Source organism: Sphingobacterium athyrii, assembly GCF_003071065.1.
In the GTDB taxonomy this organism is placed as follows: domain Bacteria; phylum Bacteroidota; class Bacteroidia; order Sphingobacteriales; family Sphingobacteriaceae; genus Sphingobacterium; species Sphingobacterium athyrii.
On sequence record NZ_QCXX01000001.1, the window covers coordinates 1469268 to 1485336 of the forward strand.

Sequence of the window (16069 nt, forward strand, 5' to 3'; positions counted from 1 at the left end):
GATCTTGCTTTTTTAACAAGACAGGTTAATTCGCATATACCGCATTGAGCCAGCCAAAAACCGATTCGTTTTGTCCGCTTTCATCCATTGGTTTACGTAGTTTCATCTCCTCCAGCAGGGCGTCAAATGTTTCTGCAATCCGAAGATCATCACGATTGCTAAATAGGGTGACAACAAGCTCTTTCTGCTTGTCTAAATAAACGATATTATGGAAGCCCGTTGATTCACCGGAATGAAAGAATACTGTATTTTGACCGAAAGGATAGATAAACCAGCCCAAATTGTAGGAAACACCATCTTTTACTGCCAAGTGCTCGTTTTCCAACAAATCCCGTATACCGGCCTGCTGAAAACGCTTATGAAGCAAAAAATTGGCCCATTGATGATATTCGATTGCCGATAAGTAGGCACCTCCATCGCCTTGTGTGGCACTGGTCACACTCTGATCCGCAAACACAAAGGTATCCTCTTTAGGATGATAACCCAAAGCCCGATTGGGGATGTCCGCATCAGCCGTATAGATGGTTCCTTCCACAATACCATTCGGCTGAAATAAATTCTTTTTCACGAAAGTTGCAAATGATTCCTTCGCCACCTGTTCCACAATCAATGCCAGTAGGCAATAACCTGTATTGCTGTATCGGAATTGGCTCCCTATTGGGAAATAGAGCGTATCCGTCTGCCGTATATAATCCAGTACATCCTGGTCTGACACCTGTGCTGTTCGGCCTGTGGGTATCAATGCTTCATAATCCATGATCCCCGACCGGTGCTGAAGTAATTGAACAACGGTTATACCCCGCAGAGCCATCGGTAAATTATTAAAAAAAGATCCTAATTGATCCGTTGGATGTAATTTCCCCTGGTCAAATAAGCGACAAATAGCCTGCGCTGTCACCTGCTTACTCACGGAGGCCATCCGAAAATGGGTCTTCGCCGTGATCTTTTGTTTCGTTTTCAAATCTGCCATTCCTACTGCATATTGGTAACGGATCTGTCCGTGCTGACTGATCGCAACAACGATTCCCGGTTCATTTCCATTGGAATAATGGTTGGACAGGGTTTTATCCAATAAGGACTTGTTGATTTTTTGTCCCATCGCACAGCTTGTTACACACATAAAAAATAAGACGATTTTTAGGTACATGATGCTAAAGTGCTGCATTTCTATTTGTTTTGTATGTCAAAACATCGTTTTAACGGATTTCAATTTACCCAATTTTTAGACAATACTCAAATCTCCGTTCTTAAGTTCCAATTTTCTGTTTTTTCTTTTAAATTTGCCGTCCACCTTTATCACAAAAGGTTTTTGTTAGGACAGCAGTCTATCCTGCTGTTCCATTTGCTTAAATCACAACAACTATGTTATTTATTTACAGTATCTACGACTTTGTACTAGCCGAAAAGACGGTAACAACGACCTTAAAGAATGAAAGTTCAGCCAGAACTTTTACTTTACAGATTATTACGCCCGCACGCAAATTTCTTGGTCTCCCCTTTGGCGGTGGTCTTGTCAAGATTTCGCGGCTATATGATGGACGTGGCCAACTTATCCATGCACGCAATTACTCCGACGAGCTTAAAGCAGAGATCAAAACCTTAAAAAAAGCATATTCAATCCCTTACTTTCAGCTATGGAAAGGTTTTGTATTTGTATTTGCGGCTATCTTGATCTGGGCTGGAATTTATGGGATAAAGAACAAAATTGCTGGCCAACAACGTGAAAATGAAACGGAAAAATTATTCAGCAATCTACAGCATCTGGAAGCAGGTCAACTTTATGGTGTAACATTTTTTACCAACAGCAACGGTGGGAATATTAACGGATTACCTTCAGGATGGATAAAAATTAATAAGATTGTCGCTGACACGATATTCATTCAACGTTCCAAACAACTTGAAACAAGTAAAGCGCTTTTTGAGATGGACAATATCAGTTCCATCAAACCGAAATCCGAAACAGATTGGGAAGAAAAAATAGAGCGGATGAACTATAAACTATTTCTGGAACAACTCAAAGAACCAAATAAAAAAGGAGTGGACCTGCTTTATATCGGTCCTGATCACGATAACTATTCCGGCGTGATCTTCACCATCAAAGGCAGCGAATAACGCAGCCATTCATCCAGTCTTCTGAACAACATCTATTCTCAGAAGATTGGATAATCTTTTTCCATAATTACAGTAATTTCTTGAGTTCTCGATTGAGACTTCTGACCGAATTCCAAGATAGGCGGCCATATCTTCCTTCTTTATCACGATATCCTGCCAGTACTCGAGTTCGGCGGTTTTGGCGTTCATATCCCCTACCATATCACATGGACGCATGAACAGCATGAGTTTAATTTAGAACATGAGCGGTTTATTGCCCTCCAATGTATGGATGAGATTCTGACATATCTAAGCTAAAAACCGGTTAACAGCCTAAGTGAAGCACAGTCTTTACGAGACGTTCACTTAGGCTGTTTCATTCCTAATAGGCCATGCTTTCATCCACATCGTATTTCATACTTGGATAATTGAGTATACGCCGCATCAGTGCCATTTGGCCACAAAGATAATCCTGCCTTCCAATGCACATTCCCACAAAGTTGAGCTTATTCTCCTCGATAAAAGGAATGTTCATGTCGATTTTAAAAATCTCCGCCAATTCCGCATCGTCTACTTCCAGCAGACGCTGATAAACTTTGGGAGAAATGGCATAAAAACTATCTTTCAATTCTTGTAAACTTGGGTAGTTAAACTTTTCGTCCAAGGTTTTCCCCATAAAAAATAAGTCGTGGTAGGGATCTTCCTCCTGAAGCCCCAAGACATATGCAATCCCATAACGTACATTGACAAAATTACCGGCCATCCACACCATGTGGTTGGTCTGCCCGTTGATACGTTGATGTGCATGCTCCTCCGTGATACCATCCAGCACATTGATAAAATTCTGACTGTGCATCCGATACGCAGGGATAATGACTTCTAATTTTGCTGATTTTGGTTTATCCATCGCTCATTGATCTATAGGTGCTGGGCACCTGGGTTATTTCATCAAAGTTAACTGATTGAAAGCAAGATACACTTGTCGTATGGCAAGAATATAAACATCAGCAAAAACAACAGGCCTTAAATCACAAAACCAGGGTAAATTTGATAACTTTGTCCTGCATGGTTTAACGGCACGATGCTGCAGGAAGCCAGGGCTATCCTGGAAGGAAAGATCTACAGTTACAATCGGGGCGAAATCGCTCTGCTGGAAGTGATCAACGCACAACGCTCCTACAATGAAACCCGGCTGGCCTATGATGAAGCACGCTACAATTATGCAGTTGCATTGGTTGAATTGCGGCGTGCAGCAGCCATTTGGGATATTGATCAGCTGTGATGCCCAAGCCGTCAGACAGGTGAAATCTGATTCCTTTTTAGCTTCTTATACATGCTTTTCAAGGAAGGAGAAATCAGTATCAGCAGTAAGATGCTGATACTGATCATGGACATCAGTTCATAGAAGTCCATGCCATAGCGGACAAAAGACTGCATATTGACCCGTTCACTGATGAGTTTTAATGCCGCAGTATGTTCCTGAAATAGCAGCCCCTGATGCATTACCCGGTGTGATTCCTGCTGAACATAATCTTCAAATATCGGATTGCCCGACTGGAGCTGATCCCGAAAGACCTCACGGTGCTGCGCATGTTCAAATAATCTGAAGAAATTCTGAAGTCCAATACTGCTGGTATATCCGAGATAACGGACCGCCAGACAGGCCGCCGCCGCCGAGGCGCCCAATTGGGGGCGTACGCTGGTGATCACGAATAAAATTGTCGGTACCATGATCAGGCCTACACCCAGCCCATGCAATACCAAAGGCAACCAGAAATGGTCTTCATTGCCCTCGCTTTCAAATGAGAAAAACATATATTGATGAAAGGCCAATAGGCAACAGTAGCCAACAATCCAGATCCATTTCACTGTACGCCGTTGTAATAACCAATAGAGAGAGAGCATCACACCGGATACAATCCCAAGGATATTGAACCATTGAATATAGGACAGGTGAATGGGATCCAAGCGGATAACCTGAAGAAAATATTGATTGGAAATCGCCAGGGAAAACCGTTCAATATACATCATGTACAGGACAAGGATTCCAAGCAAGAATTTTTTATTCCCAAAAATGGATAGCTCGATATAAACACGTTTGATTGCTATCTGCCTCATGATAAACAGGCCCAGGCATAAAATTCCAGCGATCAATACGTTCAACATGGAAGTATCCGAAAACCAATAGCGCTCCTGACCATACACCATCAGATAACCGAAACTCACAACGGTCAAACTGTAGAGGATGAAGCTGGCCCAATCCAGGGAAAACAAAGGGTAAGGCCGGTTATGTCGAATAGGCTTCATGGTGAGCATAATCAGCAGAAGTCCAGGAACAAAAGAGAAGGCGGCGTAGAGATAAAGTTCATCAAAGTTGAATGAGTCAATAAATTCTGCTGTCACAAAGGTATTGAAAGGCGAACTGCAAAGCAGCATACCAAAAAAAATTGCATAGCTTCCCTCCTTCGCACGTTCGGTTTTCAGTCTGGAAAATATCATGGAGATGGAAAGGTTGACAGCCGATGCGAACAACATGCCCTGAAAAAAGCGTAAACCGAATATCCAATCAATCTCCCTGATACGGTACATCAGGTAGCAATTGAGCAATTGCAGGAGGTTGAAAATGATATAGTACTGTTTGACCGGAAAGTATTGAAAGAAGCGGCGCTCCAACACATAGAATCCTACAAATCCCGCGTAGAATAAAATAATGAGAAATTGGACATCACTGGGCTGCGCGCCGTAGAAACCAGCAGTGACATTGACATTGGCCCCCGGTAGAAAAAACAAGACCATACTCGGCATCAATCCACTGAATAAAATCAGCTTAATTAGCCATTCGGGCACCCAGTCTTTAAAAATTCCTTTCACTGCTATTGGTTTTTTGAGACTGAAACATTGACGTTCATCCCTGAGAGTAATTTTGCCCCCCCCTTGCCTTTATCCAGTTCAATACGGACGGGTACACGCTGTACAATCTTTACAAAGTTGCCGGTTGCATTATCTGGTGGGAGCAGTGAAAAAGAAGATCCTGTCGCCGGGGAAATAGAAATTATCTTTCCATAAAATATTTCATCCGGATAAGCGTCCGCAACAACTTGTACACGGCCGCCAAGATGGAGATAGCGCAATTGTGTTTCCTTAAAGTTGGCCGTTACCCATATCGGTGTCTCCCTATTGACGATAAACCCAAGCACCTCCCCCGGATTTACCATCTGTCCCTTTTCAATGGTACGCTTACCTACCCGACCATCATAAGGTGCCCGGATTACCGTGTAGCCCACATCAAGGTGCTTTCGGTTTGCTGCGGCCGACAAGCGTACTTTCTCCGCATTGATCACCCCCTTTTTCACATCAACATCATTCACACGGTCCCGAGAGGCCTCCAACTTATGCTGTAATGCGGCAAGCTCACTGTTATACACCTCCAGCGTTGCTTTTATATCTTCCAGCTGCTGTGCCGTAGCAGATTTTTCGTCAAATAGAAATTTGTAGCGGTCATATTCCAATTGCTGTTTCGTCACCCGTGCTTCGGCAGCAACAATGGATTTTTCCAATGCTTCATGTTCGGCTTGCAATATTTCCTTTTGGCTGCCCAGCACGTTGATTTCTGCATTTTCTCTATTTATCGAAGCAGAAGCCTGATCCGCTTCATATTTGTATTCCCGATTATCAATCAGTAACAACGTGTCGCCACGCTTGACCGATTGATGATCTTTATAGTGAACCGAAATAATGTAACCGCCCACACGGGAGATGATGGGATTAATATATTGCGTCACTTGGGCATCGTTGGTGTAGGTATAGCGTATGCGCAACCAGAGTATCCTTCCTCCCCATAGTAAAAGTGCCAACAAAGCAATTCCAGCAAACCAATTGGTGATGCGGGTCAATTGTACATCGGTCATTGACCGGCCTGATTTAGGTTTCATTAGATAGTACCCTTCAAAAATTCAATAAAATAGTAGTGTTTCTGTAGCGCGATCCGAGCGGATTCCAGATCAAAGTTTGTCTTGAGGCATTGCATATCGGCATCCAATAGATCCGTAATCAGTGCCGAAGACTTGAAATATCTATTTTTTATAATACGGGCATTTTCCTTAGCCAGCGCCACATTTTTTTGACAGACCGCCTGTTGCTCCAATGCAAGATTATAATCCAAATAAGCCTTCAACAGTTCATTTTCCACCGCTTCCTCTTCATGATGGTGTTTGACCTCTTCCCGCTTCAACGCGACCTGAGCTCCCCGAACAATATTTTTGTTGAGGTACAAAGCGGATATCGGGATGTTCAATTTAAGGCCCACTATATTTAAGTTGTACCAGTTCGCATTATATGGATATAAAAATACCTGTGGATTGGCAAAAGTAAATGTGTTGGTCAAGCCCAATTCAGGCAGATAATTTGATTTGGCCTCTTTGATATCCAGTTTTTTTAATGCAACTTCCTTTTCAGATTTTAACAGCACAAAAGCCTGCTGTCTCGCAATGGCCACAAGTTCCGCATAGTTCAGCGGATGACTTTCCATCGGGATACATATCGGAATAATTTCTTGTCGTATATCGGCGATCAACTGTAATTTTTGGTTAATTGCCCTGATATCATTAGCGATCTGCACCAGCAGCAGTTCACGCTTGGACAATTCAAGAGAAATCCGTAACACATCACTATGTAATACAACACCTGCGGTGTAACGATGTTCGATCTCTTTCAGTTGCGTCCGCTGATCTTTGATATCTTCTTCGATCAGAGCCCTGTTGCGATAAGCTAAATTCAAATCCAAAAATAAGTTGGAGATTTCCAGCTTGATCGCCGCGGTGGCACTCTTCCAGTCAATGTTCGCCAGTTCAAGTTCCAGCTTTTTTGATTCGATCTTCATCAGATCCCGATGGCCATTGTAGAGATTCAGGTAAAAATCGAGTCCTGTGTCATATAAATAATGGATAACATCGTGCTGTGATGGTTTGGCGAATATCCCCTGATCGTAAACAGGCATGTTGCTTGCATAACTTGCAGAAGCCCTGATATTGATTTTAGGCAGTAATTCCATCCGTTGCTGCTGTAAAGCTATCCCCTTTTCCTGTAACAGCAAATGAGACTGTTCAATATACTTACTGTTTTGCAGCGACTTACTGATCAAATCAGCGAGCGAGATGCGTAGCGAGTCCTGCGCCTGTGTTTCTAAAACGGAGCATACAAGTACCGTAATGGTGCCGAATGCTTTTGCCCAAAAGGGTGGAAAAAAGTTCACTTGTGCGTATGTTATTTTTTGCGTTGCAAACTTAGATACTAATCGGAATATGCATTTCTTCACAAACGCCAATATGTTATGAAAAAAAGACATTTTTCAATCAATTTTAAACAAAAGAGTAAAATCAGCCAAAAACAGAAGCAAAGTGGAAATATTAGGACCGCACAGGAATTTCCATCCGCAGCAGATTCAGATCCGTGCAAACTGAGGAGTTATAAAAATATGAGTAAGCTATCATGCTGATGGCGCCTTCTATGCATCTGACGTCCATGAGCAGACCATCTATACCCTGCATATCAGGCGGTGGCCGACTATCTATTGAAAAAATAAAATTAAGATTTCCAAAAATGTTTCTCTGATCGGACTGACGGTAACAAAGCCTATTAAAAAAAAATAAAACAACTACAAAACAGACAGTTATAGTTTATCAACTTATTTTTCAGTTTTAAAACTGAAAAATAAGTTGATAAACTGAAAAATAAGTTATAGCTTTAAACTATGGAAGAATTAACAAAAAAAGAAGAAGAGGTTATGCATGCTATATGGAAATTAAAGCAGGCCTTTGTCAAAGATATCATTGAATATATGGATCCAGCACAAACGACTCCCTATAATACCATATCATCCATTGTACGGATTTTAGAGAAAAAAGGGTATGTGGGTTTCAATGCCTACGGGAAGACTTATCAATATTATCCGCTCATCTCCAAGATGCAGTACCGAAAGTTTTTCTTTTCTCGCGTGATGAACAAATATTTTGATGATTCTGTCGAAAATTTGGTTTCATTCATTGTAAAAGAACAACAGATCAGCGAAACTGACATCGAGAAAATCAAGGAAATTATCAATAAAAGTAAAGAAGATGAATAACCTATTTTCCTATAGCATAGAGGCCAATGTCAGTTTGCTTATTTTAGTCTCGCTGTTTGTCTTGGCTTTTCGGCAGCTTTCATTTTTTCGTTTGAACCGATTTTTGCTTATTGCATTGGTTAGCTTCTGTAGCGTAGTTCCCTTTCTTAAATTTAAGACCGATTATGTCGATTTAAACGATCCCAAAACAAAGTCAAATCAGGAGATAGCGTTACAAGAGCAGTTAAGCAATTCCAATACGCCTCTTTTGATCGAGTCCGAACAACAACCCAACCTATGGGACAAGTTGGAGTTAAAAAAAATACTCGCTTATGCTTATCTACTGATCGCAGTCTTCTTTCTGATACGATTAGTTTATCGGTGCTTAAAGCTCGCATTCCGCTTAAAGAAAATGGATTTTCAGGTGCATCAGGGAATTAAAGTGATTCAACCGTTTAATCAATTCAATAATTGTTCGATCTTTCATTACATCGTGATGGATAAAAACGCAATTGAAAGTCATGAAGGCAAGCTCATCTTTGCCCATGAGGCACAGCATATTTTGAAAGGGCATGCCTGCGACAAATTATACATCGAATTGATGTGCTGCTTTTTCTGGATAAACCCCGCCATTTACTGGGTTCGGAAAGAACTGCACCGCCTACATGAGTTTCAGGTCGACCGTGCAGTGGGCGAATGCTATGGAAAGACCGATTATGCAAGCTTCCTGCTGAATCTGACACAACAACATCAACAATTAGATTATATGCAAAGTAGAATTTTAAAAAACCAAAATGAATTGGTAGAACGCATCGACAGGTTGATGCGAAATCTATCGCCACGCACGAAAGGTTATCAGTATCTGCTGTTTGTTCCCTGTATATTCGTGTTAATTGTCTCTTTTTCTTTTATTAATCCCCCAAAAGAAAAAATCACTGCGCTCACTGCTGTTAAAAACGGTGTAAAGACCATTGTGCTGGATCCGGGACATGGCGGCAAAGATAATGGCGCCACCAACAGCAAAGGCCTGAAAGAGAAAGATCTTACGTTACAGGCTTGTAAGATGATTCAAAATGAACTTGAAAAAGAAGGTTTTCAAGTTGTATTAACCCATTCGAAAGACGAATTTATGATGCTCAAAGACCGCGCGGCATTTACCGGCGATGCCTTGGTTTCCATTCATTTCGATGTCGATCCTTCAAACACAAAACTGCCAATCGGCTTATTTTATCCAAAAGCCGTTGAGCTCCCGAAGATACAGGATCAAAGTCGGGAATTCGCATTCCGTCTCACACAAAATTTAAAAAATCAAGGATTGAGTACGCAGAAACCAGTTGAAAGCCATAGTCACGCTATCCTACGGGGAGCAAAAATACCTGCGCTCATTGTCAGCTTGGGGAATATAAATACATTTTCCGACACATTGGACCCGCAATTTATCAGCGCTTTCGCCAAAGCAATAAAAACCTCTCTGTCGGAATAGTTTTTTGTAAAACTATCCGTTAATTCTTTTTACAAAGATTCCAAACAATAGAAGATTCCCTATAGGGAGTCTTCTATTGCATTCCAGAGCTCAATGCGCTTTTGAAGCGCCTCTTTACTCACTATTTTCATTTCTTCCCATTTCTCGTCATCCTCTTTGGCCAAATCGGTAATCATTTGCATGGCTAAAGGACCATGTTCATCACCATCGAGATCAATATGACGCTGGAAATAGTAAATAAAATTATCCAAGCTCGATTCTGGGAAGTTGGTTTTTAGCTCCTGCAAAATAGAGGTAAACATACCTGGGATAAGATCCTCACGTCCGAATGTAAAAGCTGCGGCAATTTTATGTACCTGTCCCTCTTCGATCAGTTCAAAAGTAAAGTTCAGAAAATCTTTAATCCGTTTGTCCAAAGTTGTCAAAGCAATGGCATCGAAAATACTTTTGGATTTCTTGGCATGGGCGATAAACTTATTGATCAGGTGTGGATCTGCCCCCATTTCACTCATTGCGTCCAGATACATTTCAAAATGGCTCAACCGACGACCATCAATGTATTCGTCAGATTCCTCAGCCAATACAATCTCGTTGATCAGATAGCGTGTCGATGGATGCTCGCTCGCAAACCAAGGTAAAGTCGTACAGGTCAGTTTAATCTGTAAAGCTTTTAGTAGAGACATAAAATCCCATACAGCGTAAACATGCCCTTCTGTAAAAGAACGTAGATGCTTGATCGTTTTGATCTTACGATATAAAGGGTGTTGCAATAATACCTCGCGTTCGGCAGCAATGTATTCGTTAATTTCCGCAATTCTATTCATGGCGCAAAAGTATTGTCTTATCGCTGTTTTTTAAAGTATTTTCAATGAGATTACAGTAACATGATAAATTCCCCTTCCGGCTATCCGCTTCATAACCAAATCACAGACAACAGCTAACTAAATCACAGGCAACAGTCAGCCTCTACATTTGATCGTCCTAATCTTCTTGTCAATGCTCATTTACCGTTAAAAACAAAAATATTTTTTATTATAAAAAATAATCTACTATATTTGTAGAGTATTCAGAATTGCATGATGCAATACCAACCGAGTGTAGGCACCGCGGTGGTAAATTAATACGGGTTTCGACCAAAATAAACGTTGCACAACGCTTATTTTCCCAACAAGATCTGGATACAGTTTATGGTTTAATCCTTTAAATTTTTAAATTGTATGGCTACAACAACAAATCTTTACCAACACTTACTGGAAAAATTCAACTATTATTCTACGGACGAACTGATACAACTCAACAACGACACCATCTTAGGACAAGGTTGGGGTTCGGCCAAGGCAACCTTTCGAACTGCTTTGATCAGTACGTTCTCCAAAAGAGGACTGGATCTTTCCAACATCATTTCCAAGGAAGACGGTTTTACCTCAGTAAAGCAGGTGCCTGTACGTTTGGAACAGAACGTCTTGATCCCTTTACAGTAATCGCATCGGCACAAAAAACAGCGCGCATCGAAAGGACTTCGTGCGCGCTGCTGTTGTTGGTTTAGGAAATTGCCGATCAAAAGAAGGCGATAATCTTATTATTTGTAATTTGGATTCTGAATTAACACACCTGCGCTCTTTTCAATTTCTGTTTGTGGTAATGGCCAGCGGTAAAATTTGTCTTCAAAATGATAGGGCACTTTACTGTCTTTGACCGCATTGAGTACTTCGCCTGCGATATGCCAACGGATCAGGTCGTAATGCCGTAGTCCTTCGAAAGCAAGTTCTACCCTTCTTTCGTGGCGGATACGTTCGCGCATTTTTTCCTTGGTATAACCGGCAGGGAACCCGGGCATCTGGACGCGGCTCCTCAGGGTTTTCATGGCATCGTAAACCGATTGATCTGGCCCGGCGATTTCATTTTGTGCTTCGGCATACATCAATAACACCTCCCCAAACCGCAGTACAACCGCATCCTGCTGGCTCAATGTTGAAAAGCCAAAAGGTAAGTTGGCCGGATCCAGAAATTTCAGCACCCCATAACCTGTAGGCCGCGGGTTGGACGGTGTATGGATCTTACCACCACCAAAGTCAGGATGATCCACAAAAATTGTTTTGCTCAATCGCGGATCCCTATCTTTAAACGGATTGGTCCGGTCCGTCAATGGTGATTCACCAAAAGGCAGACCATCTTTGCATTCATAGGTATCCACGAGGTTTTGTAAAGGTGAAGCAGCGATCCAGTCGCCTAGGTACATGTCCCAGGGGGCTGTATTATTCGGTGCCAGAAAATTGACCGAAAAGATAATCTCGGTATTGTTCTTCTGTGTTGCATCGCGAAAGACATTTTCAAAAGCCATACTCAGGGTATACTCTTTCATGACATCGGTGCATAAGTCCTTTACCTCTTTCAAGATTGCTAAATCTGGCACCCCTTTGTCACCGTAAGCCGCAAACAATAAAACTCGTGCTTTCAAGGTTTTTGCTGAACTTGCGGTCGCATGTCCCCCATTATTGAAATAAGGTTTAGCCGCTAAGTTGGCGATCCCAAAATCCAGATCAGCCCGAATCTGTTTTAGAATATTCTCCGCACTTTCCTTTGGCTGACGCTGATCCTCCAGACTGAGGGGAGTCAGCACAAGCGGCACCTCACCATAAATACTGTACAATTGGAAATAAACAAAAGCACGGATAAAGCGGGCTTCGGCTTCCATATTTTTCTTCTCTGCATCGTTCATATCGGAGCCGTTATAACCCTGAAGCTTCTCGATCAGGCGATTGGCACGTCCTATTCCCACATAAGCATCGTTATAAATACCGGTTTCGTAGCCCCCTGTGGTCGGATTTAAATTCCCACCTACGATTTCATTAACGCTACCTGAGTTGAACTGATTGTAGCCATTGTCAGTCAGGCAGTCCCGAAAAGGCATCCCATAGGAGAAGGCTTCACTCTGCAACGATGCATAGACACCGGCTAATGCATTATCAAAATCCGATTTTTTGCTAAAATAGTTGTCCGAAGCAATCTGATCCAAAGGATTGAGGTCCAAGGCACTGTTACAGGAACCAAAAAATAGACCGGATAGCATCAACGCTGTTATAAATTTCTTTTTCATAGCACTTAAAAGTTAACTTGTACACCAAATGAATAAATCTTGTTTTGCGGATACTGTACCAGATCACCATTTCCATAGCGCTCAGGATCCAATCCCTTAAATTTGGTTGCAGTGACGAGGTTATCACCGGAAAAATAAACACGTAGGCGGTCTATTTTATATTTTTTCAATAGCCCGTTCGGTAATGTATATCCTAACACAAGATTTTTCAACCTGAAGTATGAAGCATCCTGTATAAAATAACTGGAAGCACGGCTAAATTTCTCCGGAGCACTCCAACCCCAATAAATACGAGGCATGGTCGTCGAAGGATTTTCAGGTGTCCAACGGTCTAACCAGTCTTTTGTCGGGGGGCTACCTTGTACAAATGGTGTTACACCCCAGCCCGAAACATAGGATTTGACACCATATACCCCTTGTAATAGGGCCGAAAAGTCAAAGCCCTTAAAACTTGCACTTAGATTAAAACTATAGTTCAGCTTTGGATCCACTCCGGCGATAAGTGTTCGATCGTTAGCATCAATTTTTCCATCTCCATTGACATCTCGATACTTGAGGTCTCCTGGCAGTGTATTATCATTAAACTGTTTTGGTGAGCTGCTCACTTCAGCCTCCGATTGAAAGATACCGACGACCTCGTAGGTATAAAAGCTATCCATGGCGTAGCCATTTTTCTTGATCGTATAGCCTCCGATTTCCGGCTCGCCAAATTTTACCAGCTTGTTTTTGAAACGGTCGAGGTTTGCACCTAGCTGATAGCTTAAACCTTCCAATGCTCCCGTAGTAATTTGATTCCGATAAGTAATTCCCAATTCAACACCCTTATTTTCAACTATACCGTCATTGATATTTGGGGCACCCAACCCGACTATTGCAGTAATTTGCGAAGGTCTTAGAATGTCTGTTGTTCGCTTTTTATACCAGTCGAAAGTAATATCCAAATTTTTGAACAGACTTAAATCTACCCCTATATCTGTCATGGTCGTTGTTTCCCATTTGATCAATGGGTTGGTCAACCTTTGCTGTGCAACTCCAGATTGCAGGGTATTGTTATCAAAAGAATAATTACCTGTGAGCCCCAATACTGGTTGGTATGGATAATTCAGAGCGTACCCATTTACATCAACTACATTCTGATTTCCAAGTTGCCCCCAGGATCCACGGATCTTCAAATTATTCAACCAACTTGAAGTAAGCTCCTTGATAAAGGATTCTTCCGATACACGCCAGCCTGCAGAGAAAGAAGGGAATGCTGCCCAACGGTTCTTACCGTAAAACTTCGAACTACCATCGTAGCGCATATTGGCTTCCAAGAGGTATTTCCCTTGATAATCATAGTTCAATCGGCCGAAATAAGAGATCAGCGCCCATTGGTTGGCTGTTCCATTTGCCCGTTGAATATCCGATCCCCCGGCATTTAATTCTGTTAGTGTATCGTCGACAAAATTCTGTCGGAAGCCCTGCAGGTAGGTATACTTGCTTTTTTCAATACTATAACCGGCCTGAGCTTTGAGGTGATGCGCACCAAACTCACGATCATAGTTGAGGTAAGTAAATAAATTGGTGTATATCGTTTGCTGATCCTGATCCGTAAGGCCCTTTCCAAGATCCAATGTTGTTCCGAGCGTGCCCGTATGGTAGTAATATTCATCCAACGTTGATTTATAATCCTTGTACTTGTCCATATTGAAATTATAGGCACCTTTGGTATACCAGGAAAGACCTTTAAACAGTTGAACCTCCATCCAGGCCTGTAGATTGGCAGCATAGTCATCGGTATTGTACGTGAATTTCCGATCCAATACAGCCATTGGGTTTTTATTGTTGTACTCCCAGTCGTAAGCTTTGTAAGTATACCGTCCACTGCCATCCGGTAAAAATGGGCCATAGGTTGGTGCCTGTGACATGGCTGACAGGAAGAGGTCTTTGGATCCCCCTGGAATAGATTCGGTATGTCCAGTCTTGAGTAAGATATTTGTTCCGAATTTAATACCTTCCGAGATTTTGGTCGTCAGGTTGAGCCGAGCGGAATAACGGTCGTAGTTAAAACCTTTGATCATTCCATCCTGATTGACGTAGCCCAAACCAACATTAAAGGTTGTCTTCTCGTTTCCGCCCTGGATACCGAGATTGTGGGTGTAAGTCGGTTTAGTTTGGAAAATAAGCCCTAGCCAGTCCGTATTTGGATATTTTACAGGATCGTTGCTATTGCGATAGGCAGCAATCACATCGGCGGGATATAGGCCATCGTTGAGATTGGAATTCTTACGCGCTTCGTTGTATAATTCCATATACTGCGCCGAATTGGTGATCAGATCAAACATTTTCGTAGGCTTATAGATACCCACATTACCATCATACTGAACGGTTGTCTTTCCCGATTTCCCTTGTTTTGTCGTGATCAGAATAACGCCATTGGCTGCACGCGAACCGTAAATTGCTGCGGAGGCTGCATCTTTTAGCACACTAACATTTTCGATATCGTTGGGATTGACGTCGGAGAATTTGCCCTGCACACCATCAATGAGCACCAGGGGATCCGATCCGGCACCGCTAAAGGTGCCCTTGCCCCGAATACGGATGGATACGCCTTCATTGCCCGGTTCTCCCGAGCCCTGATTGATTTGTACGCCCGGGATTGCCCCCTGCAGCATGGAAGCCGTATTGACAACGGGCCGTTTGATCATATCTTTGCCACTCACTGTAGCCACAGCACCGGTTAGGTTTACTTTCTTTTGCGTACCGTAACCGACCACAACGACCTCTTCCAAACTCGACGAAGCGTCATTCAACTGCACCTTCACGGTTCCCGCATCGGCAGCAACAGACATTTCCTTAGCGTCAAATCCCAGCGAAGAGAACGTCAGCACGACAGGTCCATCCGCAAGCCTGAGCTCGAATTGTCCATCTTGGTCCGTTTGTGTTTCCTGCGTTGTATTTTTGACCCGCACAGTCACACCGGGTAGCGGGCGCCCCGTATTGTCCATTACTTTTCCTTTTACCATACGCTGTTGACGTAACATACCTAGAGCTGTGGAAGGGGCTTTTTCTGTTGGGGCAAAACAACGATCTGTTGTCCTTAATGATGCTGCTGAGGCCGTGTAAGGTACAGCTATCGAAAGACAGAGTGCCATTATACTGGCCTCAGGACCGAAGGACAGGCCCTTGATCAAAGGCCATTGTCTTGTCTTTTCTGTTTTCATATTTACTTTTTTTGTTTATAAGGTGCTTTTATCTTGAAATTTTTGACACAAAGCATCCCCTATCATGCAAAAAATTGCATGATCCAATTCGGTTG

General features: G+C 42.4%; 14 protein-coding genes and 1 riboswitch. Of the genes, 5 read left to right on the top strand and 9 right to left on the bottom strand.

The annotated features are described in order from the left end of the window. Positions 1–25 precede the first annotated feature (25 nt). Positions 26–1099, bottom strand: a complete 1074-nt coding sequence (locus DCO56_RS06330) for a serine hydrolase domain-containing protein (protein ID WP_181390473.1) — start codon at positions 1097–1099, stop codon at positions 26–28. A gap of 263 nt (positions 1100–1362) precedes the next feature. Here DCO56_RS06330 and DCO56_RS06335 point away from each other — a divergent pair, with 263 nt between their 5' ends. Continuing rightward, the gene (locus tag DCO56_RS06335) at positions 1363–2112 is read left to right on the top strand and encodes a hypothetical protein (protein WP_108632846.1); all 750 of its coding nucleotides are present in this window, start codon (positions 1363–1365) and stop codon (positions 2110–2112) included. Between the two features lie 9 nt (positions 2113–2121). Here DCO56_RS06335 and DCO56_RS06340 read toward each other — a convergent pair whose 3' ends face one another. Continuing rightward, positions 2122–2328 carry a hypothetical protein gene (locus DCO56_RS06340; RefSeq protein WP_146190991.1) on the bottom strand — a complete coding sequence of 69 codons (207 nt, stop codon included), beginning with the start codon at positions 2326–2328 and terminating at the stop codon, positions 2122–2124. Between the two features lie 145 nt (positions 2329–2473). Next, positions 2474–2998 (bottom strand): hypothetical protein, encoded by a 525-nt coding sequence (locus DCO56_RS06345; protein ID WP_108632848.1) that lies wholly within the window; start codon positions 2996–2998, stop codon positions 2474–2476. 174 nt (positions 2999–3172) lie between these two features. On the opposite strand from DCO56_RS06345, the gene DCO56_RS06350 reads away from it, so the two are divergent. Next, on the top strand, positions 3173–3373 hold the full coding sequence (locus tag DCO56_RS06350) for a TolC family protein (RefSeq protein ID WP_108632849.1): 201 nt from the start codon (positions 3173–3175) through the stop codon (positions 3371–3373). An 11-nt stretch (positions 3374–3384) separates the two neighbouring features. Here the strand turns inward: DCO56_RS06350 and DCO56_RS06355 are convergent, their stop codons facing one another. The 3 genes from DCO56_RS06355 to DCO56_RS06365 are packed head-to-tail and all read right to left on the bottom strand — an operon-like array spanning position 3385 to position 7342. Beyond that, a complete protein-coding gene (locus DCO56_RS06355) occupies positions 3385–4962 on the bottom strand; it encodes an MFS transporter (protein ID WP_108632850.1) in 1578 nt (525 codons plus the stop codon). 2 nt (positions 4963–4964) lie between these two features. Then, positions 4965–6023: an HlyD family secretion protein gene (locus DCO56_RS06360; protein WP_108632851.1), complete on the bottom strand. Its 1059-nt coding sequence runs from the start codon at positions 6021–6023 to the stop codon at positions 4965–4967. After that, positions 6023–7342, bottom strand: a complete 1320-nt coding sequence (locus tag DCO56_RS06365) for a TolC family protein (RefSeq protein ID WP_181390474.1) — start codon at positions 7340–7342, stop codon at positions 6023–6025. Before DCO56_RS06365 ends, DCO56_RS06360 begins: the two co-directional genes overlap by 1 nt. Positions 7343–7840: 498 nt before the next feature. Here DCO56_RS06365 and DCO56_RS06370 point away from each other — a divergent pair, with 498 nt between their 5' ends. Together DCO56_RS06370 and DCO56_RS06375 are read left to right on the top strand one after the other, a co-directional pair. Continuing rightward, positions 7841–8212 carry a BlaI/MecI/CopY family transcriptional regulator gene (locus DCO56_RS06370; protein WP_108632853.1) on the top strand — a complete coding sequence of 124 codons (372 nt, stop codon included), beginning with the start codon at positions 7841–7843 and terminating at the stop codon, positions 8210–8212. Further along, positions 8205–9674: an N-acetylmuramoyl-L-alanine amidase gene (locus tag DCO56_RS06375; RefSeq protein WP_108632854.1), complete on the top strand. Its 1470-nt coding sequence runs from the start codon at positions 8205–8207 to the stop codon at positions 9672–9674. Before DCO56_RS06370 ends, DCO56_RS06375 begins: the two co-directional genes overlap by 8 nt. Before the next feature lie 59 nt (positions 9675–9733). On the opposite strand, the gene DCO56_RS06380 is transcribed toward DCO56_RS06375, so the two are convergent. Continuing rightward, a complete protein-coding gene (locus DCO56_RS06380; protein WP_108632855.1) occupies positions 9734–10498 on the bottom strand; it encodes a DUF3050 domain-containing protein in 765 nt (254 codons plus the stop codon). A gap of 233 nt (positions 10499–10731) precedes the next feature. Next, positions 10732–10825, top strand: a riboswitch (SAM-I-IV-variant riboswitch). Positions 10826–10891: 66 nt separating this feature from the next. On the opposite strand from DCO56_RS06380, the gene DCO56_RS06385 reads away from it, so the two are divergent. Then, entirely contained in the window at positions 10892–11155 is a 264-nt protein-coding gene (locus tag DCO56_RS06385) for a 5-oxoprolinase (RefSeq protein WP_108632856.1), read from the top strand. 98 nt (positions 11156–11253) lie between these two features. On the opposite strand, the gene DCO56_RS06390 is transcribed toward DCO56_RS06385, so the two are convergent. Next, positions 11254–12771 carry a RagB/SusD family nutrient uptake outer membrane protein gene (locus tag DCO56_RS06390; RefSeq protein WP_108632857.1) on the bottom strand — a complete coding sequence of 506 codons (1518 nt, stop codon included), beginning with the start codon at positions 12769–12771 and terminating at the stop codon, positions 11254–11256. Positions 12772–12776: 5 nt separating this feature from the next. Then, positions 12777–15974 (bottom strand): SusC/RagA family TonB-linked outer membrane protein, encoded by a 3198-nt coding sequence (locus DCO56_RS06395; protein ID WP_219929325.1) that lies wholly within the window; start codon positions 15972–15974, stop codon positions 12777–12779. Between the last annotated feature and the right edge of the window lie 95 nt (positions 15975–16069).